This window comes from Pannonibacter carbonis, assembly GCF_003012935.1.
Taxonomy (GTDB): Bacteria; Pseudomonadota; Alphaproteobacteria; order Rhizobiales; family Stappiaceae; genus Pannonibacter; species Pannonibacter carbonis.
The window spans coordinates 401,322-423,167 of record NZ_PUDR01000003.1; the positions used below are offsets into that span (position 1 = coordinate 401,322).

General features: G+C 63.4%; 17 protein-coding genes and 1 CRISPR repeat array. Of the genes, 7 read left to right on the forward strand and 10 right to left on the reverse strand.

The features are described 5' to 3' along the window. Nucleotides 1-83: 83 nt before the first annotated feature. The 6 genes from C8348_RS06095 to C8348_RS06120 form a co-directional block, all read right to left on the reverse strand. Nucleotides 84-1,007, reverse strand: coding sequence for a LysR family transcriptional regulator (locus C8348_RS06095; RefSeq protein ID WP_106752376.1), 924 nt, complete (start codon nt 1,005-1,007; stop codon nt 84-86). Between the two features lie 128 nt (nt 1,008-1,135). Continuing rightward, nucleotides 1,136-2,371, reverse strand: a complete 1,236-nt coding sequence (locus C8348_RS06100) for a M24 family metallopeptidase (protein WP_106752377.1) — start codon at nt 2,369-2,371, stop codon at nt 1,136-1,138. Between the two features lie 24 nt (nt 2,372-2,395). Further along, nucleotides 2,396-3,691, reverse strand: coding sequence for a TRAP transporter large permease (locus C8348_RS06105; protein WP_106752378.1), 1,296 nt, complete (start codon nt 3,689-3,691; stop codon nt 2,396-2,398). Then, complete coding sequence (locus C8348_RS06110) at nt 3,688-4,260, reverse strand: TRAP transporter small permease (RefSeq protein ID WP_106752379.1); 573 nt, start codon at nt 4,258-4,260, stop codon at nt 3,688-3,690. The genes C8348_RS06105 and C8348_RS06110 overlap by 4 nt, the downstream gene beginning before the upstream one ends. A gap of 10 nt (nt 4,261-4,270) precedes the next feature. Further along, on the reverse strand, nt 4,271-5,302 hold the full coding sequence (locus C8348_RS06115; protein ID WP_157950392.1) for a TRAP transporter substrate-binding protein: 1,032 nt from the start codon (nt 5,300-5,302) through the stop codon (nt 4,271-4,273). Between the two features lie 166 nt (nt 5,303-5,468). Next, nucleotides 5,469-6,389, reverse strand: coding sequence for a helix-turn-helix transcriptional regulator (locus tag C8348_RS06120; RefSeq protein WP_106752381.1), 921 nt, complete (start codon nt 6,387-6,389; stop codon nt 5,469-5,471). A 216-nt stretch (nt 6,390-6,605) separates the two neighbouring features. Here C8348_RS06120 and C8348_RS06125 point away from each other — a divergent pair, with 216 nt between their 5' ends. The 7 genes from C8348_RS06125 (at nt 6,606) to C8348_RS06155 (ending at nt 13,782) form a co-directional block, all read left to right on the forward strand. Then, complete coding sequence (locus C8348_RS06125; RefSeq protein WP_106752382.1) at nt 6,606-7,838, forward strand: amino acid ABC transporter substrate-binding protein; 1,233 nt, start codon at nt 6,606-6,608, stop codon at nt 7,836-7,838. A 127-nt stretch (nt 7,839-7,965) separates the two neighbouring features. Beyond that, entirely contained in the window at nt 7,966-8,841 is an 876-nt protein-coding gene (locus tag C8348_RS06130; protein ID WP_106752383.1) for a branched-chain amino acid ABC transporter permease, read from the forward strand. Beyond that, nucleotides 8,838-9,824 carry a branched-chain amino acid ABC transporter permease gene (locus C8348_RS06135; RefSeq protein WP_106752384.1) on the forward strand — a complete coding sequence of 329 codons (987 nt, stop codon included), beginning with the start codon at nt 8,838-8,840 and terminating at the stop codon, nt 9,822-9,824. Before C8348_RS06130 ends, C8348_RS06135 begins: the two co-directional genes overlap by 4 nt. Continuing rightward, nucleotides 9,824-10,558, forward strand: a complete 735-nt coding sequence (locus C8348_RS06140) for an ABC transporter ATP-binding protein (protein ID WP_106752385.1) — start codon at nt 9,824-9,826, stop codon at nt 10,556-10,558. The genes C8348_RS06135 and C8348_RS06140 overlap by 1 nt, the downstream gene beginning before the upstream one ends. Beyond that, a complete protein-coding gene (locus C8348_RS06145; RefSeq protein ID WP_106752449.1) occupies nt 10,545-11,258 on the forward strand; it encodes an ABC transporter ATP-binding protein in 714 nt (237 codons plus the stop codon). The genes C8348_RS06140 and C8348_RS06145 overlap by 14 nt, the downstream gene beginning before the upstream one ends. Nucleotides 11,259-11,338: 80 nt before the next feature. Continuing rightward, nucleotides 11,339-12,790: an aldehyde dehydrogenase gene (locus tag C8348_RS06150; RefSeq protein ID WP_106752450.1), complete on the forward strand. Its 1,452-nt coding sequence runs from the start codon at nt 11,339-11,341 to the stop codon at nt 12,788-12,790. A gap of 236 nt (nt 12,791-13,026) precedes the next feature. After that, on the forward strand, nt 13,027-13,782 hold the full coding sequence (locus C8348_RS06155; protein ID WP_106752386.1) for an SDR family NAD(P)-dependent oxidoreductase: 756 nt from the start codon (nt 13,027-13,029) through the stop codon (nt 13,780-13,782). 502 nt (nt 13,783-14,284) lie between these two features. Further along, nucleotides 14,285-16,499: direct repeats of the CRISPR family, unit length 36 nt; unit sequence GCCGTGGCTTCCCTACCGATTTCCCTGTGGTAGGCT. A 58-nt stretch (nt 16,500-16,557) separates the two neighbouring features. On the opposite strand, the gene cas2 is transcribed toward C8348_RS06155, so the two are convergent. The 4 genes from cas2 to C8348_RS06175 form a co-directional block, all read right to left on the reverse strand. Continuing rightward, nucleotides 16,558-16,884: a CRISPR-associated endonuclease Cas2 gene (cas2, locus tag C8348_RS06160; protein ID WP_198646939.1), complete on the reverse strand. Its 327-nt coding sequence runs from the start codon at nt 16,882-16,884 to the stop codon at nt 16,558-16,560. Continuing rightward, nucleotides 16,881-17,780 (reverse strand): type II CRISPR-associated endonuclease Cas1, encoded by a 900-nt coding sequence (gene cas1, locus C8348_RS06165; RefSeq protein WP_106752387.1) that lies wholly within the window; start codon nt 17,778-17,780, stop codon nt 16,881-16,883. The genes cas2 and cas1 overlap by 4 nt, the downstream gene beginning before the upstream one ends. Then, a complete protein-coding gene (cas9, locus tag C8348_RS06170; protein ID WP_106752388.1) occupies nt 17,756-20,854 on the reverse strand; it encodes a type II CRISPR RNA-guided endonuclease Cas9 in 3,099 nt (1,032 codons plus the stop codon). The genes cas1 and cas9 overlap by 25 nt, the downstream gene beginning before the upstream one ends. Before the next feature lie 358 nt (nt 20,855-21,212). Next, nucleotides 21,213-21,737 carry a helix-turn-helix domain-containing protein gene (locus C8348_RS06175; protein ID WP_106752389.1) on the reverse strand — a complete coding sequence of 175 codons (525 nt, stop codon included), beginning with the start codon at nt 21,735-21,737 and terminating at the stop codon, nt 21,213-21,215. Nucleotides 21,738-21,846: the final 109 nt, after the last annotated feature.

Consider the following 21,846-nt stretch of genomic DNA (forward strand, 5'->3'; position numbering starts at 1 on the left):
ACTGCACTTTGAGCCTGTGCGTCGCTTTGTTCAATTTCGTCAAATCGTTGACCGATAGGTTCGCTCTATCGTGCCGGCCAACATCAAGCTGTGCCGGACCCGGCGCGTTTGCGGGCCATCGCTTCGGCCAGATCGATCAGGGCCTGCAGCATCGGCGTATGCGGATCCCGCTGGGCGACCACCAGACCGACCTGCTGGCCTGGTTCTGGAGCATCATCTTGCGCATCAGCGACAATAGGAACGGCGGCGAGTTCACGCCGGGTCACGAAGTGATCGGCAAGCTTGGCCGGAACCACGGACATCCAGCGTCCGGTCTGCACATGCGAGACCAGCACGATGATGGAATTGGATTCCACCATCGGCGCGGAGGCCGCGCCCGCCGCGGTCAGATGCCGGTCAACGATGCGCCGGTTCTGCATGTCGCTGGACAACAGGCACAGCGGCTGCTGCCCGACCTCGGTCCAGGTCAGGTATGGTCGCTGTGCCAGCGGCGTGTCGGCCCGCATCAGGAGGCAATAGGTCTCCAGATACAGCGGGCGGACCTCGACGCGGCGCGCCGGTGCCGTTTCGAGGTAGGTGATGCCTGCGTCCAGTTCCAGCCGTTCGATCTGCTCGAGGATCTCGGCCGATGTGCGCGACAGGATCGAGACGCGCACCTTCGGGTGCTTCTCCGTGAAAGGCGCGACCAGATCCACCACCATCGGCAGCGCCGTCGGAATGACGCCGAGCCTCAGGTTGCCCGACAGGCCCGACCGTGCCGTGCGCATGTCCGCCTTCAGGGCTCTCGCGTCAGCCACGATCCTGAGGGCCCAGTCCAGCGCCCGCTCGCCTTCCGGCGTCAGTCCCTGATAGCGCGAGCCGCGATGGATCAGCTGCACGCCAAGCTGGTCCTCGAGCTGTTTCATGGCCGAGGACAGGGTCGGTTGCGTCACGCCGATCACCTCGGCCGCGCGGCCGAAGTGCTTCTCGTTGGCGAGCGCAATAAACATTTCCAGCTTGTCGATCATCTGGGCACCGGTTGTCTGGCTGTCCTCGATTGGCCTGACCAACCGGAAGGGCGTCGCAGCCGCTGTTGCAGCGTACCTGCTTCGATCCGGTGCGGGCTACCGATTTGCCTACGAACCTGTCCGACTGTTCAGAGGCGAACAAGGTCCGTCGGCAGCCGGTTCATGTTCTCTGCCCCGGTTTCGGTGATGAGATACTGGTTTTCGAGGATGAACCCGCCGAGACCAGTGAGATACCACGGGCATTCAAACGCCAGCACCATGCCGGGCTCGGCGATCACGTCGCTGTCGGCGGCAATGAAGGGCCATTCCTCGCTGCCAAGGCTGGCGCCAAGTCCATGTCCGAAATGCCCACGGCTGAACTCGGGAAACCCGGCGGCATGTATGGCTGCGGTGGCGGCCCGGTGGATCTCTTTCAGCGGGGTGCCAGGCCGAAGCAGCGCCTCGCCGGCGGCAAAGCCTGCGGCCAGCGCTTCATGGACGCGCTGCGCATCATCTGATGGTGCTCCGAAGACAAAGGTGCGGCCAGTGTCTGATGTGTAGCCGTTGATCAGGCACCCGACGTCGACCTTGACGATATCACCCTCAGTTGCGGTTGCTTCGCTGCCCCAGGGGTCCTTGCCGACAGAGACATAGTCCCAGGTGCCGGTGAGCGCCGGGCCGGGGCTTGCCGCCTTGACCGCGTCGATCCACAGTGCGGCGATCTCCCGCCGGCTCATGCCGGCACGGGCCTGATCGCGCAGGGCAACAATGCCGCGTTCGGAGAGTTCGACCGCCTGGCGCAGGAAGCCGATCTCCTCGGCCGTCTTCACCATTTTCAGCCGCGCGGCAATGTTGCTGCCGTCCGTCAGGACATAGCCAGCCAGCGCGGTCTGGAGCGCCGGCAGGTCGGCAGCGGAAATAGCGGCCAGTTCCACGCCGATGCGCGCGCCCGGCAGGATGCCGCGCGCTTTCAGGCCATCAGCAACGTGGCCATAACAAAGACCTGCATCGAAGGTCGTTGGCCGGGCAAAGCGCGGGCTGCGCCCGGCTTGCCGGTTGGCGAAAGCCACGCGGGCTGCAAGCTCTCCCTCGGCGTCGGCATCCAGCTCCGTCGTCTCGACCCAGAGCGGCGTCGTCCTCAGATCCTCGATGGGACTTGCCGCCCGGAAGGCTGGCGCAAACAGGTCGCTTGCCACCGCCATTTCAGGCAGTGCTGCATCGGCAGGCACGAGCACAGCCACCGCGCCGGCCCGCCGCCACATGGTGCCGACGCCGGCCGGCGCCCCGGTGGCATGGCGGAAGCTCTCCGGCGACAGCAGCAGCAGGGCTTCAAGCCCTGCATCGGCCATCAGGCGTTCGGCGCGGTGACGATTGAGGGCGGGCATGGCAGGGCTTTCCAGCAGATATCGTTACAGTCGGACCAGGCCGGGCAGGCCGGTGGCAAGGACAGGCAGCAGGGTCATCAGGGCAATCACACTGAGCAGCACCAGCCAGTAGGGGAAGGCCGCCTTCGCCGCCTCGCCCAGCGTCACCTGGTTGTTGCTCATGCCGACGAGGACGAAGAGGTTCATGCCGACCGGCGGCGTCAGCATGCCGATCTCGATCAGCAGCGTGATCAGCACGCCAAGCCAGACCGGATCATAGCCAAGCCCGGTTAGCAGCGGGAAGACGATGGGCAGGGTCATGATCATCATCGACAGCCCGTCGAACACCATGCCGAGCAGGATGTAGAGCAGGATGATCGCCATCAGCACCATCAGCGGCGACAGCCCGAGTTCGGCCATCTGGCCGAGCAGTTGCTGCGGCAGGCCAAGCACGCTGATCGACTGGGCCAGGATCACCGCACCCATGAACACCATGGCGATGACGGCAAAGGTCGTGACCGTCGACATCAGCGCCCGGCCGATGCCGGCGAGTGTCAGGTCACCCACCGCAAAGCCCAGAATGATGGCTGCGGCCACGCCCATGCCAGCGGATTCGGTCGGGGTCGCCAGTCCGGCAAAGAGGCTGCCGAGGACCGCACCGATCAGCGCCAGCAGCGGCCAGATCTCGAAAAGTCCCTTAAGCGCCTGTCCGAGACCGACAGCAGGCTCGAGGTTGCGCGGCGCAAGCTCGGGCCGGCGCAGGCTGTGGATCGTGATCCAGACCATGAAGCCAGCCGCCGCGATCAGGCCCGGCACGATGCCGGCGAGGAACAGCTTGCCGATCGAGGTCTCGGTGAAGGCGCCATAGATCAGCAGGCTGAGGCTTGGCGGGATCAGGAGACCAAGCGTGCCACCGCCGGCCAGCGAACCGACCACCGTGCTGCGGTCATAGCCGCGACGGGTCAGCTCGGGATAGGCAACCGAGCCAACGGCGGCCGCCACTGCCATGGACGAGCCGCTGACCGCGCCGAACAGGGTGCAGACGGCGATGTTGGTGTGCAGCAGCCCGCCGGGCAGGCGCGCGAACAGGGGCGACATCGCCCGGTAGACATTGCGGGCAAGGCCGCTGGCCACAAGGATCTCGCCGAGCAGGACGAACAGCGGGATCGCCGTCAGCGTGTAACTGTTGAACGTGTTCCAGACCGCCTGGACGCCGAGGTTCGTGGCTCCACCGGAAAAGAAGTAGAGGACGGCAAAGCCGGTGAGGCCGAGGGCGGCGCCCAGCACCGCGCCGGTCAACACCGTCGCCAGCGTCATGCCGCCAAGCAGGGTCCAGATCATGGATGGGGTCCTGGTCCGGAGGAGGGCGTTTTGCCTGGCCCGGGTCCAAGCGCCTGGAATGTGCCGATGAACGCAACAAGCCCCATGCCGGCCACCATCAGCCAGACGAAGGGGCTGAGCGGAATGCGCGCCACTTCGCTTCTGAGGTTCAGTTTCTGTGTGAACTGCGCCTCGCCGAGGGCATCGCGCAGGAAAATGGCGGCGAAGGCGACAAGGATCAGCTGGCCGAGGATCCAGACCCCACGTCGCGGCAGACCGGACAACCGGTCACTGACAAGTGTCACGCGGATGTTGGCATTGCTCGCCAGCACATGCGGCAGGCTGAGGAATACAGACGACACCAGCAGCAGCCCGCCCAGTTCATCGGTAAAGCGGAACGGCGCGCCAAGCCCGTAGCGCATCACCACGGCGGCCACCGTCAGCACGGCCAGAACGGCAACGCAGGCCGCCCCGAGGGCAGCAAGTGTCCGCGTCAACAGGAGCACCCCGGACAGGACCCGTCCGGGGTGTTCCATCACCGGCCCGGGCGCAGGTGCAGCGCCCGGGGACTGGTCTTTGTCGGTCGTCACGCCTGCTGGCTCACTGCTTCAGGAGATCGCTGATGGCGGCGCGGTGGGCGACGGCCTTGTCGCCGGCTTCCGTTGTCAGCTTTTCCCAGGTCTTGGCAGCAGCTGCGCGGATCGCTTCCTTGTCCGCGTCGCTGAAGTCGGCGTAGTAGGTGACGCCAGCTTCGGCCAGCGCTGCGCGCGCGGTCTTTTCGGCGGCCGTGTCCTTGGAGAAGTCGGACGACGCGGCTTCAAGCGCGACCCCTGCTTCGTCCAGCGCCTTGCGCTGGGCGTCCGTCAGCTTGTCGAGGCTGCCCTTGTGGGCAACGATGGCGTAGGGCACCGGCGGGAAGGGGAAGCCGGTGTAGACGGCATGCTTGGCGACTTCCTGCAGCGACACGGACTTGGCAAAGCGCGCGGCATAGAGGGCGCAGTCGACAACGCTGGTCTGCAGGGCGGAGTAGAGTTCATTCTGCGGGATGATCTGCGCGGCAACGCCCAGCGCGGTGAAGGTCTCCACCTGCTCGCGCGAACCCACGCGCACCTTCTTGGTCTTCAGCTCGTCCAGCGTCTTCACCGGCTCGCGGCAGAACAGCGATGCATCGATGATCGGCAGCGCCATGTAGCCGACGACCGGAATGCCGCGCTCCTCGAAGCCTTCCTTGAGGGCACCCTTCACGGCCGGCAGCGCCTTCAGATGCTCTTCGGCGGTGGAGACGGAGCCATAGACATAGAGGCTGGCCAGATCCGGTGCGTCACGGCCGATGAAGGTCGGCCAGATGAAGGCGATTTCCGGCGTGCCGGTCTGCATCCAGCGCAGCGCGTCGGCGTCCTTGAGGTTCATGCCGCCGCCTTCGATCACATTGATCTTCAGCTCGCCGCCCGAGCGGGTCTCGACGTCCTGGGCGAAGTTGCGGATGTGCTCCGATTCCGGCCGGGTCGGCGCGTAATTGTTGTTGAAGCGCCAGGTGACCGGCTCGGCCGAAGCGGCGTTCGCCAGGACAAGGCCTGAAGTCAGCGTGGCGGCAGCCAGGGCAAGGGCGGGAAGCTTTGCAAAACGGCGCATGACGGTATCCTCTCGTGACGTGTGAAGGCTTGTGCAACCTGTCGATGGAACCGGTTGCATCTGTCAGGCCCGACTGTCTCACAGGGCCAGGTTCGGGGCAACGACGGTTCACCCGTCTGACGTGCAGTAAGGTGGCAAAACTTTTCCAATTTTGCACGCCTTCGCGTCATGGCCATTCCGCGAAGTTCGGATGCCGTTTGGCATCACGGCTGTCTGCCTGGCGGACGCGGCCGGGCGCACGCCCGGTCTCGCGCTTGAAGAACCGGTTGAAATAGCCCGCATCCTTGAAACCCAGCGTCTCGGCAATCTCGCTGACCTGCAGGTTGGAATCGGCCAGCAGCGTCTCGGCCTCAATCACCAGCCGCTCGTGCATCAGCGCCAGCGGCGTCCGGCCGGTCACGCGCTTGACCGCGCTGGTCAGCCGGGCCCGCGACACGGACAGGAAGTCGGCATAGTCCGCCACGGTCCAGTGATCGCGCAGGTGCAGCTCCATCAGATGCAGGAAGTTGCGGACGATGGCGCGCGGCGCGGCCTGTACCTTTTGCGGCACCGGACTGGAAATGCGCCAGAAGCTCATCAGCGCCAGCACGAGATGGTGCCGCGCCGCCTCCTGTGCACCGGGCAGGCTGCTTTTCAGTTCAACGCCGACCTGTTCGATGGCGCGGCTGAGATCCTGCGCCTGCGCTGGGGTCAGGCGGCCGCCGATGATCGGATGAAACAGCGCCTCCTTCACCTGCCGTCCGACAGGACCGGAGGGCACCGCACGGCCCAGCGCGAGTTCCGACACGATCAGCGCCGCTCCGCGCGAGCCAGGGTTCAGCGTCAGCCGGGCCTTGCGTCCGGCCGGCAGCCACAGGGCACAGGGGCCGGTAATCGGCATGGTGGCGGCACCGATGTCGAGCTGGCCGCTTCCGGCCACCAGCACGAAGGCCCGGTTGCGCTGCCCCCGCAAGGTCCAGCCCATCGGCGACAGCGCGGTGCGGATCACCGTTGCTTCCGTGTCCGGCAGCACCTCGATCGGCTGCGGATAGCTTTCCGCCAGCAGGGTACCTGCGGTGTTCCTCGGCAGACTGTCAGACAGGGGCATGGCAGGGACCGTCCATCAGCAGGGTGCGTCTACGGGTTGCCACGTGGTCGCACCCTCGAAAACTGATCAAAAGTACAATTTCTTTTTCAATATGTCCATTTTTTCACATGTTAAGCGGCCCCATCTTAAGCCTCAGGGATCAGATGGCAGGCTCATGGCGTGCCCTCTGCTCTGTCCGCGTGGGAGGAACAAGCGCGGAGCCTTGGGAGGAAAGACATGAAAAGCTTGAAGGACAGGCTGCGCCTGTCGACATTTGCCGTGCTCGCGGCTGCGAGCCTTGCCACATTTGCTCTGTCTGCCGCTGACGCTGCGGCTGAGGAGCGCAAGTCGATCAAGATCGGCTATGCGGTCTCCAAGACCGGTGCCAATGCCGGCGGCGCGGCCATGACGACGATCCCGAACTACAAGCTCTGGCTGGCCGATGTTGCGGCCAACGGCGGCCTCGAGCTGCCCGATGGCACGAAGCTGCCGGTCGAGGTTGTCGAGTATGACGACCGCTCCAGCGCCGAGGAAGTCGTGCGCGCGGTCGAGCGTCTGGCTGGCCAAGACAAGGTTGACTTCATCCTGCCGCCCTGGGGCACTGGCTTCAACCTCGCCGTCGCGCCGCTGTTCGACCGCTACGGCTATCCGCAGCTCGCCGTGTCGTCGGTGACCGACAAGGCACCGGATTTCGTCAAGCGCTGGCCAAAGAGCTACTGGTTCCTCGGCGGCGGCCGCGACTATGCCGGTGCACTCGCCAAGATGGCAGCGGCCCAGACCGAAGCCGGGGTGATCAACTCGAAGGTCGCGATGATCTCGGTTGCTGACGGGTTCGGCATCGATCTCGTCAACGCGGCCCGCCCGGCCATGAAGGAGGCTGGCCTCGAAGTGGTGATGGACCGCACCTATCCGGTCGGCACCCAGGACTTCACCACCCTGCTGAAGGAAGCGGCCAGCTCCGGTGCCGACACCTTCGTCGCCTTCTCCTATCCGCCGGACACCTTTGCCCTGACCCAGCAGTCGCAGGTCCAGGCCTTCAACCCGAAGGTGCTGTATCTGGGCGTCGGCGCCGGGTTCCCGACCTATGGCCGCAACCTCGGCCCCAAGGCGGACGGGATCATGACCCTCGGCGGCATCGACATCAAGAACGAGCGCAACATGGCCTACCGTGAGCGTCACAAGGCGCTGAACGGCGAGTATCCGGACCTGTGGGGCAGCGTGATCACCTACGCGTCGCTGCAGATGCTGGCCGATTCCATCAAGCGCGTCGGCCTCGACCGGGAGGCGGTTGCCAAGGAACTGTCCACCGGCACCTTCGACACCGTGCTGGGCGAGACCAAGCTTGAGGACAACCAGCTGCGCCAGCTCTGGCTGCTTGGCCAGTGGCAGGATGGCAACCTCGTCGGCGTTGAGCCGGCAGACCGTCCGGGTGCCTCCAAGCCCGTGCTGCCGAAGAAGGCCTGGCAGTAAGCCTTGACCGCCGGGCTGCGGACCCTTTCACCGGTCCGCAGCCCGGCCCGTCGCTCTCGCCTCAACGCACCGCTACGCCCGACCAGCAGACCATCGAGATGCCCGTATCCCGGGCTCCGGAGATCTCATGACCCTGATGACAGCCCTTATCGCGGGCCTTGTTCTGGGGGGAACCTACGCGCTCGCCGCGATGGGCCTCACCTTGCAATACGGCATCGCCCGCATCATGAACCTTGCCTATGGTGACATGATCATCACCGCCGCCTTCGCCGCCTTCGTCCTGCAGGGCGCTGCCGGCATCAATCCGATCCTTGGCCTGCTCATCGCCGTGCCAGGCGGCTTCCTGCTCGGCTATGCCGTCTACACGGTCATTCTTGCCCCGCTGGTCGCCCGCGCCCCCAATCGCGGCGTCCTGGAAGTGGATTCCATCCTCACCACCTTCGGCCTTCTGTTCGTCGTGCAGGGCATCCTGCTGGTGCTCTTCGGCAGCAATTACACCAGTTACACGTTTCTCAACGAGCCGGTGAACGTGCTGGGGGCGACCATTGCCGCCAACCGGTTGATCGCGCTGATCCTGGCGCTGGGTCTCGGCATCACCCTCTATCTGCTGCTCACCCGCACCCGCTGGGGCACGGCCCTGCGCGCGGTTGCCGTTTCGCCGCAGTCGGCCCAGCTGGTCGGCATCGACATCAACCGGGCAGCGGCCTTTGCCTTCGCGCTGGGCGGCGGGCTCGCGGCCTCGGCCGGCGTGGTCATCTCGATGTACCAGACCTTCACGGCCACCGGCGGCGTCGTCTTCACCATGAAGGCGCTGATCGTCGTCATCATGGGCGGGGTCGGCAACCTTGTCGGCGCGCTTGCCGCCGGCCTGATCCTGGGGCTCGTCGAAACCCTCGTCTCCACCTACGCCGACCCGGGCCTGACGCTCGCGGCAACCTATGCCATCTTCCTGGCCGTGCTGCTGTGGCGGCCGCAGGGACTTTTCGGGCGGGCCGTCAGATGAAGACCATCCTTGGACTTGCCGCTGCCGCCATCGCCTTCGCGGGCCTCGCCGCAGCGCCGCTGTATCTCGGCACCTATGGCATCGGCCTGATGATCGGCCTCATCGGCTATGTCACGCTCGCCAGCGCATGGGCGCTGTTCTCGGGGCCGACGCGTTTCGTGTCATTGGCAACGGTCGCCTTCTTCGGCATTGGTGCTTATACGGTTTCCGCTTTCTACGAGAGCTTCCCGCCGCTCATGGTGCTGGGGTTGGCCGCGCTCATCGGCCTTGGCGTCTCGCTGCTGGTCGGCCTTGCCACCCTGCGGCTCGCCGGCGTCTATTTCGTCATCTTCACCTTCGGCCTTGCCGAGCTGATCCGCCAGCTCGTCACCTGGTACGAGGTCAACATCACCGGCACCCTGGGGCGCTACCTGTTCGTCTCCTATGGTCCGGAGGTGGTCTACTGGCAGCTGCTGGTGCTCTGCGCCGTTACCTTCGGCATCGGCTACCTGATCCAGCGCAGCCGTCTGGGTCTCGCCCTCAAGATGATCGGCGATGACGAGGTGGTGGCCGAGCACTGCGGCCTGCCGACCGCGCGGGTGAAGCTGGCGCTCTTTGCCCTCAGCTCCGTCATCATCACGCTGGTGGGGGCGATCCAGGCCCCGCGCTGGACCTATATCGAGCCGACCATCGTCTTCAATCCGACCATCTCGTTCCTGACGCTGATCATGGCGCTTCTGGGCGGGGCGACCCGGCTCTGGGGGCCTGCTGTCGGTGCGGTGCCGCTGTTCCTGCTGTTCGAGTGGCTCTCGGCCAACTTCCCGGACCACTATTCCATCATCCTCGGCCTCCTGTTCATGGCCATCGTCTTCGTGCTGCCGCGTGGTGTGCTCGACTTCCTCGAAGGCCTGACAGCCCGGATGAAGTCCGAGCGCTCCCGTCAGGCAGCCGGCACGGCACCGGAACACGGCAAGGGCCGGCTCGCAGAAGGGGAGGCCAAGTAATGGCATTCCTGGAAATCTCCGATCTCTCCAAGCGCTTCGGTGGCCTCACCGCCGTCAACCACGTCTCCTTTGAGCTTGCCCAAGGCGAGGTCGTGGCCCTGCTCGGTCCCAACGGGTCGGGCAAGACGACCGTGCTCAACATGATCTCCGGCCTGTTGCCGGTGTCTGGTGGCTCCATCACGCTGCAGGGCAAGCGCCTGTCCGGCTTGCCGGCGCATCGCATCGCCCACGCCGGCGTGGCCCGCACGTTCCAGCTGGTGCGGGTGCTGCCGTCGCTCACGGTGTCCGAAAACATCCTCGCCGCCATCCTGTTCCGCGCCGGTCACACCTCCGAGCAGGAGGCAAGGATCGAGGCCGCAGACCTGCTGGCTGCGGTTGGCCTGGAAGGCCGGGGCGGGGAAAAGGCGACGGACCTCACCTACATCGACCAGAAACGCATGGAACTGGCGCGCGCCCTGGCCTCCCGGCCAAAACTGCTGCTCCTTGATGAATGGCTCGCCGGTCTCAACCCGTCGGAGCTGCGCATCGGCATTGACCTGATTGCCAAGCTCAATGCCCGCGGCATCACCATCCTGCTGGTCGAGCACGTGATGGACGCCGTGCGCGCATTGTGTCCGCGTGCGGTGGTGATGAATGCCGGGTCAAAACTGGCCGATGGCCCGACCGCCGATGTCCTGCGCGACCCCGAGGTTGTCCGCGCTTACCTGGGAGAGCCTCATGCTGCTGTCGCTTGAAGGCCTGAGCCTGCGCTATGGCAAGCACCTGGCGCTCGACAATGTCTCGATCCGTGTCGATCGCGGCGAGACCGTCGTCATCCTGGGGGCCAACGGCGCGGGCAAGTCCAGCCTGCTCAAGGCCATCGCCGGGCTGGTCCGGCCGGATGCCGGCCTGTCGCTGCAGCTCGGCAGCCGCCCGATTGCCGGCCTTGCCGCGCACAAGGTGCTGGAGGCCGGCATCGCGCTGGTGCCGGAAGGGCGCGGCGTCTTTGCCGATCTTACCGTGGAGGAGAACCTGCGGCTTGGGGCCTATGCCCAGCGGGCGCGGGCAGGGGAGGCGCGTCAGCGTGACTTCATCTTTGACCTGTTCCCGAAGCTTGCCGAACGGCGGGCCCAGCAGGTCGGCACCATGTCCGGCGGCGAGCAGCAGATGGTCGCCATCGGCCGGGCGCTGATGTCCAACCCGGATCTCCTGATGCTGGACGAGCCAAGCCTTGGCCTTGCTCCGGTTGTCGTCGGCGAACTGTTCCAGGCCCTTGGCCGGGTACGCGATGCCGGCGTCTCCGTCCTGCTCGTGGAACAGAACGTCAGCCTGTCGCTGGCGCTCGCCTCGCGGGGCTACCTGATGGAGGTCGGCCGGCTGGTCGGCGAGGGATCGGCTGCCGATCTCAAGGCCGATCCGGCGGTCCAGCGCGCCTTCCTCGGCCTCACTCACTGACCCGTCAGCCGGGGGCCGATGTCACCGGTGCCCCGGCTCTGATACTTCCCATGACATGCACTGACCTCAAGGACAAAACCATGGATGCTCTTGGACTTCTGATCGGCGCGGACGACACCCAGTCCTCCGACGGCCGGACTTTCGAGCGGCGCAACCCGATCACCGGCGACGTCGCCACCCGTGTCGCAGCGGCCACCATCGAGGATGCGCAGCTTGCCTGCGACGCCGCCGCTGCCGCCTTCCCGGCCTGGTCCCAGATGGGGCCCGGTCCGCGCCGCAAGATCCTGCTGGCCGCCGCCGACGCGCTTTCCGCCCGGGCGGACGATTTCGTCCGCTCGATGGCTGACGAGATCGGGGCTACCGAAGGCTGGGCCCGGTTCAACGTCTATCTCGCCTCCGAAATGCTGCGCGAGGCCGCATCCCTGACGACGCAGATCGCCGGCGAGATTATCCCGTCCAACCGCCCGGGCAGCATGGCCATGGCCATGCGCCAGCCGGTCGGCGTGGTGCTCTCGATGGCGCCGTGGAACGCGCCCGTCATCCTCGGCGTCCGCTCGCTGGCCACACCGCTAGCCTGCGGCAACACCGTCGTCATGAAGACCTCGGAAATCTGCCCGCGCACCCATCGCCTGATCATCGACGCGCTGCAGGCCGGCGGCATTCCGCATGGCGTGCTCAACGCCATTTCCAATGCGCCGGACGACGCGCCGCAGATCGTCGAGGCCCTCATCGCCCATCCGGCGGTGCGCCGCGTCAACTTCACCGGCTCGACCCGTGTCGGCCGGATCATCGCGGAAATGTGCGGCCGCAACCTCAAGCCGGCCCTGCTGGAGCTGGGCGGCAAGGCGCCGTTCCTGGTGCTCGACGACGCCGATCTCGATGCCGCCGTCGATGCGGCGGCCTTCGGCGCCTACATGAACCAGGGCCAGATCTGCATGTCGACCGAACGCATCATCGTCGATGAAAAGGTCGCAGATGCCTTCATCGCCAAGCTGACGGCCAAGGCCCGCTCGCTCAAGGCCGGCGATCCGCGCGAGGGCAAGACCCCGCTCGGCGCGGTGGTCGATGCCCATGCGGCGCGGCGCATCCAGGACCTGATCAAGGACGCCACCGCCAAGGGCGCGGTGCTGGCCGCCGGCGGCGGCGTGCAGGGTGCCGTGATGGAGGCGACACTGCTCGACCGGGTCAACCCGACCATGCACATCTACGGCCAGGAAAGCTTCGGCCCCGTCGCCGTGGTGGTGCGTGTCGATGGCATCGACGAGGCGGTGCGCATCGCCAATGACACGGAATACGGCCTCTCGGCCGCCGTGTTCGGCCGTGACATCACCCGCGCCATGCAGGTCGCCCGCCGCATCGAATCCGGCATCTGCCACATCAACGGTCCGACCGTGCATGACGAGGCGCAGATGCCCTTCGGCGGCGTCAAGGACAGCGGCTACGGCCGCTTCGGCGGCAAGGCAGGCATTGCCGAGTTCACCGAACTGCGCTGGATCACCATCCAGGACGGCCCGATTCACTATCCGTTCTGACGCATTGGCAAAAGGGCAGGGGAGGCGGCAGTACAGCAGCCCTTTCGTGAGTGTAGTCGCGGCCTCTCCGCCCCCCTCCCCCTTGTGGGGAGGGGTTGGGGGTGGGGGGCGCGGACTCAAATCCAAGGTGCTGACTTTCCTGACCAGGCTTGCGTGAGACGCTTTGCGATCTGATGCCTGCCCGCTCCCCCATTGCCCCAAGATCCCAACTGCCCAACTTCACGGGAGAATAGAAAATGAAACTGAACCAGAAGACCGCCATCATCACAGGCGGCGCCGGCAGTCTGGGGCTCGCAGCGGCCCGCCTGTTCCTCGAGGAGGGAGCGCGCGTGGTTCTGGTCGATCTCTCGCAGGAGGCCCTTGAAACCGCACGGGCGAGCCTTCCAGCCGGCGACGTTCTGACCGTTGCCGCCGACGTCGGCTCGGAAGCGGCGACGAAGGCCTACATCGATGCGGCAGTTGCAGCCTTTGGTCCCATCGACATCTTCTTTTCCAATGCCGGCAACTTCGGCGAGGTCCGGCCGATCGCCGACTATGCGCTGGACGTGTTCGAATCCGTCCAGCGGGTCCACGTCACCGGCGCGTTCCTTGGCGCCAAACACGCCACGCCAAGGATGCGCGACGGCGGCAGCTTCATCATCACCTCGTCGGTTGCCGCCACCCGCGGTGATCCGGGCGTCTATGCTTACATTACCGCCAAGCATGCCCAGATCGGGCTGATGCGCTGTCTGGCCAAGGAACTGGCGCCGCGCCGGATCCGGGTCAACTCCGTCCACCCCGGCCCCCTCGACAACGGGTTCCAGCATGCGGTTGAGGCCGGTCTCAGCCGGGAGCTGGGGATTGATGGCACGGCCATGTTCAACTCCCTCATCCCGCTCGGCCGCCATGGCCTGCCGGAGGAGGTGGCGCGCTCGGTGCTTTATCTTGCGAGCGACGACAGCAGCTTCACCACGGGAGCGATGCTGATGGTCGATGGCGGCATGAGCGTCTGATCAGGGTGAGAAAATGATGGCAAAGGCGACCGGCGTACCCTCGGGTGCGCTGTGGCCGGCCCATTATGTCTTACGCTACAGGAAAGCTGCAAAAAATATCGCGCAATGTCGGTCCTGGTGTAACGCGCAGGAACGGATGGCCTTGGGGATTTGCCGGGAATATCCGGGAGTTCGCGGGAAGTGGCGGTTTTCTGCGGGTTCAAACGGCCTTCGATGCGGCTTGTGAAGGCCGGGCGCGCGGGATCGGATGGCACTCAAGGTGCTGCGGTGGGCCAGCTGGACGAAAAGGACATGGAAAGCAGCCGGCATGCGCATTCGGCGTGGGAACAGGGAATGGGGGCTAACTCCCCCGTTCCCGTCGGCGGTTCAGGCGCGCATTTTCAAGCTGCGCTGATCCCTTGGCCGTAAATTGCAGCGTTGTGGTGGGAACCCTCGTCGCCATTCCATATGACACATTATGCGAATCCCGACACATTGGCCCTACATTTGTGGGCCGTCTCAGACCGCAGCTTCCCTACCGATTTCCCTGTGGTAGGCTACGCCGGTCACGAGCGAGATCGCATAGCGCGCCGTGGCTTCCCTGCCGATTTCCCTGTGGTAGGCTCATGGGGCTGGCGGTGTCGCGGTGGTCCTGGCCGTGGCTTCCCTACCGATTTCCCTGTGGTAGGCTATCCGCAGACGGCACAGGTCATCAACGGTCGCCGTGGCTTCCCTACCGATTTCCCTGTGGTAGGCTGGCGACCAGCGCGGCGAGCACCCTGGCGACGCCGTGGCTTCCCTACCGATTTCCCTGTGGTAGGCTCGACCGGCCAATTGACCGTGTCGTGATCGAGCCGTGGCTTCCCTACCGATTTCCCTGTGGTAGGCTTGGCGCTGTTCCGGCTCGCTGCGCTGCAGGGCCGTGGCTTCCCTACCGATTTCCCTGTGGTAGGCTGTGCCGCCCGCATTGGCGATGACGACCGCCGCCGTGGCTTCCCTACCGATTTCCCTGTGGTAGGCTTCGCGTCCACCGCCTCCATCGTGCCGGTAAGCCGTGGCTTCCCTACCGATTTCCCTGTGGTAGGCTCAGCACCGGCTTGACGAAGCGCCTTGCGACGCCGTGGCTTCCCTACCGATTTCCCTGTGGTAGGCTTCACGCCGGACGCCGTAGAGCGCCAGCCGCGCCGTGGCTTCCCTACCGATTTCCCTGTGGTAGGCTCTACGGATGAGGATGGGGAGACTGGTATGTGCCGTGGCTTCCCTACCGATTTCCCTGTGGTAGGCTCAGAACCCGGAATATGCGCCGATGCTTAAGGCCGTGGCTTCCCTACCGATTTCCCTGTGGTAGGCTGCGTGATGTCCGCGCTCGTCAGCATCTCCGGCCGTGGCTTCCCTACCGATTTCCCTGTGGTAGGCTTGATCTGGATTGCCATCACTCACCTGCCTTGCCGTGGCTTCCCTACCGATTTCCCTGTGGTAGGCTCGTTCAATGCAGGCTGTCGCGTGGCGAGACGCCGTGGCTTCCCTACCGATTTCCCTGTGGTAGGCTGGATCGGTGGACTCCGGCATCAGCCAGTATGCCGTGGCTTCCCTACCGATTTCCCTGTGGTAGGCTACTTGATCACGCTTGCCGTGGCGCGGAAGTGCCGTGGCTTCCCTACCGATTTCCCTGTGGTAGGCTTGTCGAGCCTGCTGGACGTGCTGCACAAGGGCCGTGGCTTCCCTACCGATTTCCCTGTGGTAGGCTTGATCCGTCTGGCCACGCGCCTGGCGAATGGCCGTGGCTTCCCTACCGATTTCCCTGTGGTAGGCTAAAGTCTCGCGGCGCTGGTCTTTCAGCTCGGCCGTGGCTTCCCTACCGATTTCCCTGTGGTAGGCTCCTGGCCTGCATCCAACGCGCGCGCCCCATGCCGTGGCTTCCCTACCGATTTCCCTGTGGTAGGCTTCCCCCAGCTTGTTCACGACCACCGTGCGCGCCGTGGCTTCCCTACCGATTTCCCTGTGGTAGGCTATTTGGGTCCTGGCCGGCTACTGACCGCAGGCCGTGGCTTCCCTACCGATTTCCCTGTGGTAGGCTGCAACCGTCCAGCCCATGCCCGTGGCATCGGCCGTGGCTTCCCTACCGATTTCCCTGTGGTAGGCTATTTCGTCTTGTCGGCCACCTCGCCGAGCAGCCGTGGCTTCCCTACCGATTTCCCTGTGGTAGGCTCCGCGAAGCGGGCTGTGGCTGAAGATCGCAGCCGTGGCTTCCCTACCGATTTCCCTGTGGTAGGCTCTGCTGCTGATCTTGCAGCGCTCGGCGTCAGCCGTGGCTTCCCTACCGATTTCCCTGTGGTAGGCTGGTACTCGAGAGCACCCCATTCGGCGCGCTGCCGTGGCTTCCCTACCGATTTCCCTGTGGTAGGCTAAGCCCCCGCGCGTGCTGCCGCTCGAGGATGCCGTGGCTTCCCTACCGATTTCCCTGTGGTAGGCTTTCGGAGACATGGACCCCCAGCAGCTGGGCGGCCGTGGCTTCCCTACCGATTTCCCTGTGGTAGGCTGTCAACGCCGGACGACTGGAAAGACGGCGCGCCGTGGCTTCCCTACCGATTTCCCTGTGGTAGGCTGCTGTCACCGATCGGCAAACGCGAGGCGGTGCCGTGGCTTCCCTACCGATTTCCCTGTGGTAGGCTGAGGAGCATTCGGCGCCGGCCAAAGCGACCGCCGTGGCTTCCCTACCGATTTCCCTGTGGTAGGCTCACTCCGGCGCAATGCGTTGTTTTGTCGATACAAAAGGCTTCTAGGACGAAAAGAAAATCATAGGAGAACAAGCTGTTCACTCGCCTTGCGCTCGGTTTTGGTTGATTCGCCAACAAGCAGTTGCATTCGTGCATATTGCTTGTCCGTGATCTGCAGCGTACGCACGCTGCCCTTCGGAGGCAGGTTGGTTTTGATGCGCTTGAGGTGCTTTTCCACACCTTCCTCCGCACGGCAAATTCGCGCGTACACCGAGAACTGAATCATTAGGAATCCATCCCGTTTCAGGAAGTTGCGAAAGCGGGTCGCATTGCCACGTTCCTTTTTTGTCGTAACCGGCAGATCGAAAAACACCATCAGCCACATGAACCGGATGTCCTTGTTCATTGGCGCGGGCTGACCGGGAGTTTGGGCAGGTCCAGCAAGTCTGCGGAGCCATGTTCAAGCGCCTGAAGCAGGCTTTGCGCGACGATCTCCGTGGCATTTAGCAAGCTCATTTTGCCACCTGTCATCACGACATCGATCAGTGGCAGGCCGCCAAGCTTTTGCCGGTCTTGCCGTGTCAACGGGTCGAAAGCAGCCCGATCCTCGCAGATTCCGGCAACGGTCAAATCGACAAATGGGCGGAAAGGCTCAATCAGGTCATCAGCTAGGTTGAATGCATTTGCCTGACTGGCGTGGTGCAGCCCGAGGGCGGGAATAAGCCCAGTTGCGGCAATCGCGCGAGCCAGACATCCGCGCACCACCGCATAGCCATAGTTCAAGGTCTTGTTGCGCAGATCTGACTCGTCGCCACGCGAAAAATCCCGAAACATGCACTGCCAGTAAGCGCGTGCGGCCTGCGCCTCGATGTTATCCGGATCACCGGATCGGACGCGGGTCGCCATTTCGGTCAAGGGCGCGCCCAAGCGTTCGAGGGTCTCAAGGGCCGCCGCCTGGTTGATGATCTTGCGGTGAACGATCCGCTGCCAGAGACGCTTCTTGAGAGGCGTTCCGACACCAATCTGAAGCTCTGTAACGGCCGCCTGCTTGTAATGCCGGTGATAGGGCAGTGTCACAGCGCTCGGCATATGCTGCCGGTCACTTGTCAAAACGACGGCTCCCGCTTCCGCGAGCGCGGCCAGCAAAGCGGCACTGAGTGTGGTCTGGTGATTGTCGATGATCACCCAGGCGATGTCCTCTATCGCCAAGCGTGTTTCGCCGTCCTCCTGTGAAACCACAAGCTGGGCCGCTGCCATGGACAGCCGCGCAGGGTTTGTCAGATGCACGCCTTTCCACGCCATGTCCGCTTTTCCTTTGAGACCAAGAACTGGTTTCCAATGCGGTCAACGAAGTATTTCTCAAATTCAAGAGCCGTTGTCGTCGATATTCTGTAATTGTCTCCGCCACTGGGAGGCATTAGGACGATACGACCATCACGTGTATCGAAACTTTTATAGTAACCGATGTGTGTTTTTTCTTCGCTATCGACTATTTTCATTAATGTATTTTTGTGAATTGAAAACTTGAATTGCATGTCCTCGGACAATTTCGGCCAAGGTGCAGAGCTTTTGCTTCGTTTGAAATATCGATCTGGAACGTGCTCCTGTATTTTGAAATCGAACCGATATATTGGAATGAATCTATACTGGGTTATTCCACGAGTTGACACTTCGCAAAAAACATCAAGACGAACGATAGCGTCTCTGCCCGCAGTCCCTCCTCTAACTGAAATCCCGGGCTTGTTGCTCGTCAGCAGTCTAATCTTCCTGACCGGGTCCCCTTTTGGAGACAAGGGGAGGGCGTCTTTTGGCTTTCCGGCTTCAATCCAGGCCTTGAGGCTGTCGACCAACTGATCGCGCAACTTCCCGGGATCGACAATTTTGCCATAGGGTTTCGGGACAGGGATACGGTCGAGGTCGCCGATCTTGAGATCTTCGATCGCCTTGCGTTCAAAGACCTTGGCCTCACCGTCGATCTCGCGGATCTGCCGGATTGTGGCGTCATGGCCCTTTCCACGTATCCGACCGCTTTCCGGCCGCGACACAAACACCGCCTGGACGATGGCTGCGACTTCGCTCCGGAACTCGCTGGGTGTTCCCCAAGGCGCTGGCAGGCCACGCAGTTCGAATTTCTCACCCTTGATCTCCGCTGCCTTGGCCAGTGCGGTGGCCCGCTGCAGCAGGCTTTCGCTGCACAGCGCCGTCACAATGGCGTCAAGTGCGTGGTGCCGGTCGTCTTCACGACGTTCGCCATCCGCGTTCTTCTTCAGGCTTTCCAAACCCCAGGCGCGGCGCAGAGCTGCCGTGAGTGCCCCTGGCCGCGCAAACACCCTGCGCTCGGCCCCGCTTTCGCGTGCAAGATTCGGAAATGCGTTCTTCAGGTGTGCCAGAACCACTTTCAATGCGAAGCGCGTGTCATTCAGGTTCCGGCTTCTGAAAGCTTCTTCCCGGTCTGAAGCGTTGCGGATCAGGTAGTTGCGCTTCTTGAGGCCTTTCAGTGTCCTGTTGCTCTCGACTTCAGCCTGGAAACGTTCCCAGTCTTCTGGCTGTTCCGCCGATTTCCACTCGTAGGGCGTCCTGTTCTTTTTGTCTGCGTTCGCCTTCGTGAAGCACAGGGTCTTGTTGACAAAGCTGTCGTCGCCAAACCGGCTCCAGGGCAGAATATGATCGACTTGAACGGTGTTGTCGGTGGCGAGCACCGCTTGAAGCGGAATTGCCCTGCCGGAGTAAAGGCACCGCCCATTCTGTTCCTTCCACAGCTCATAGCGCAGAACATCTTCGCTTCGAAGTGTCGAGGCCTTCTTGCCGAGTTGGTCCGCCAGCTCTTCTGCGGCCCTGTTGCGCTCATCAGTCCGCTTGTTGATGCCGTTTTCTATCTTGCGCCGTTCTTCGCCGCTTTTGCCAACATCCCGCGCCATTTCCACATGCACACGGTCGAACGGCCCGAAGGCTTGGGAGACTGCCTTGACCTGCTTGAGGATTTCCCTGGCCGCCTTCTGCGCAACGGGCGAGCCGATTGCCGACAGATCCATGGCAGTGTGTTCGCTGTGGCTCCACCCCAGTTCTGCGCAGGCGTCAGAATAGACCAAGCCACGCTCCATCGGGTCGCACAGAGCCCTTGCCGCGGCTGCGGACAAGGCGGCCGCGCCCTTGAAGGCATCGAAGACGCCCTCACGCGCCGCCTGGAGCAAGGCGGAAGCCGCCGCTGCTGGCAGACCGGAGGCTTGAAGCCCCGTCTCGATGTCGCCAAGGTCCTCGTTGAAGGCAATTGTTGCCGTCGCCTCGTCAAGGGGAGCTCCCTTTTCGAGTAGCGCAAAGGTTTCAACCTCGCCAATCGCCGGGATCAACACATCCAGCAGTGTTTTTGTGCCCTCCAGCGCGGCTCCGGTGCGCCGGGCGACATCTCTTTTTTCGATGTCCGGACCCACGCCATCAAAACGGTCTGTTTCCGCCAAGCCGAGCTTTGTCCGCAAAGCCTTGAAGGTCAGGCTTTTGGTGCGCGCATAGCCAGACAGCGCCCTTGCGATTTCGTCGGGGGTGAGGGCACGCCGGCCATTGGCCGTTATCAGCCGCAGATTGGTCAGCCTGGAGAGCAATCGAAACCGTTCGAATGACGGTGCAAAGACGCTTGCACGCTTGTGACCGGGAAGGAACGGGCAATCTCCCACCAGCCTGAGGCTGCCTTGCAACGGTCGTTGAGAAAACGCCAATTCCGAAAAAGCTGCCTCCAGTGCGTCTGTGGCATGGGGATTGCCATACCGCTTTTGTGCCGCAAACAACTTGCGAGCCTCTGCTTCCTGGTCCGCACGGAGGATCGACCGGGTATAGTCCCCGCTGCGATTGCGCTTGCGGTCGGTGAATGCGTCATCGCGGGCGAACATTTCGCCGATGGTGCGCCACTTTTGTGACTTCTCCCGCGTGGCTTCTATGCTGGCCAGAACCTTCTGGTCTTCACTGGCCTTGTTTGACTCTGCTCCCTTGCGATTGGACCGGAAGCCGCGGTGGCGGGCGATGTGTCCCAGCGCCAGCGCCAGTTCCCGAGAAGTCAGTTTTCGATCAAGTCCTTCAGCACGAAGGGACCAGGGATCCTTGTCACCAGCTTCCGCCGCCAGGGCTTCGCGATCGCCTGACGGCAGAAGGCCTGACACGTGAAACAGCTTCCTGATGTCCGCCATTCGCTTGGCACGCCTGCGTATGGTTCGCCTCTGCCCCCGGAAGAGACGGCGATCGGCATTTTTGAGTTTGGGGCCACTTTGTGTTGCTTCCTCGGGGGAATCGAACATCCGCGTTCCTGCGGCAACTATTCGTTGGTTCTCAAGGTCGACAACTGCCCAGCCAATGCTGGAGATACCGCCGTCGATGCCGAGAATGCGCATGGTAGAAACTCCAAAAAATACACGTTGGAGTCATGCTATTCGGTTGACATGCCAAATCAATCGGTTAATTGTCGGTGCAGGGAAATCGGTAGGAAAGCCACGGCAAGTGGTTTTATTATCACGAAGGTTCACACCCCGCTCGGCTTGCCGGGCGGGGTGTTCCTGTTTGTTTTTTGCGAGCTGCGGTGGTTTGGCGAACGTCGTTCAGCGATTTGGATTTCAGCTGACCGCTAGAGCTGGAATGGGTGCCCAGATGTCGTGCAGTTAGAGTTCAGATTGCAAATCTTGACAATACAACCAATGCGGGTTTAAGCTCGAGCCACAGCATCAGGTGCTCTTGCCGCACTCCTGACCACGGTCAAGCCTCGCGTTTCCCGGAACCGGGTTCGTTCAGGGCTTGGTTCAAGGTTTTAGTGAGGTGGGTTTCCAGCCAGGGCAGGAGGCTTTGAAGCTCGAGCGCATCGGCGGGGTCCTCGGCCTTGGCCAGCAAAAGGTTGTAGGCGCGGGCGAGTTCCTCGGCGCGGGCATCGGCGGGCAAACGGATCTGCGCGCGGGCGTGGGCGCGCTCGAGGATGCGGGCGACTTGCCTGAAGAGATCGGGATTGATCGCGGGGGAGACGCGCTGGAGCTCAGGTTGCCCAGCCGGGCTGTCTGGCCTTGCAGGGGCGCCATTGCCCGTCAAGAGCCAGTGTATGTCAACGCCCAACTCGTCCATCAGTTGCGCCAGAAGGCTGGTGTCCGGGGTTCGGTCACCGCGCTCGTATGTCGCATAGGTTGAATCCGAGATGCCGAGTTTTGCGCAGAACTCGGCGCGCGTCAGGTCTCCACGGATTGAGACAAGCCTTTGAGCTAACTCTGTTTTCGGTTTTGAAGGCCGCGCCATTAATTTTAATGCACACTATAGTGTATAAATCCGCTTCAAAAGCACACTAATGTGTGTATACTCCCCTTGGTTGCGAGTTTCCCGAACTCGAAAACGCCGGTCAGACCGG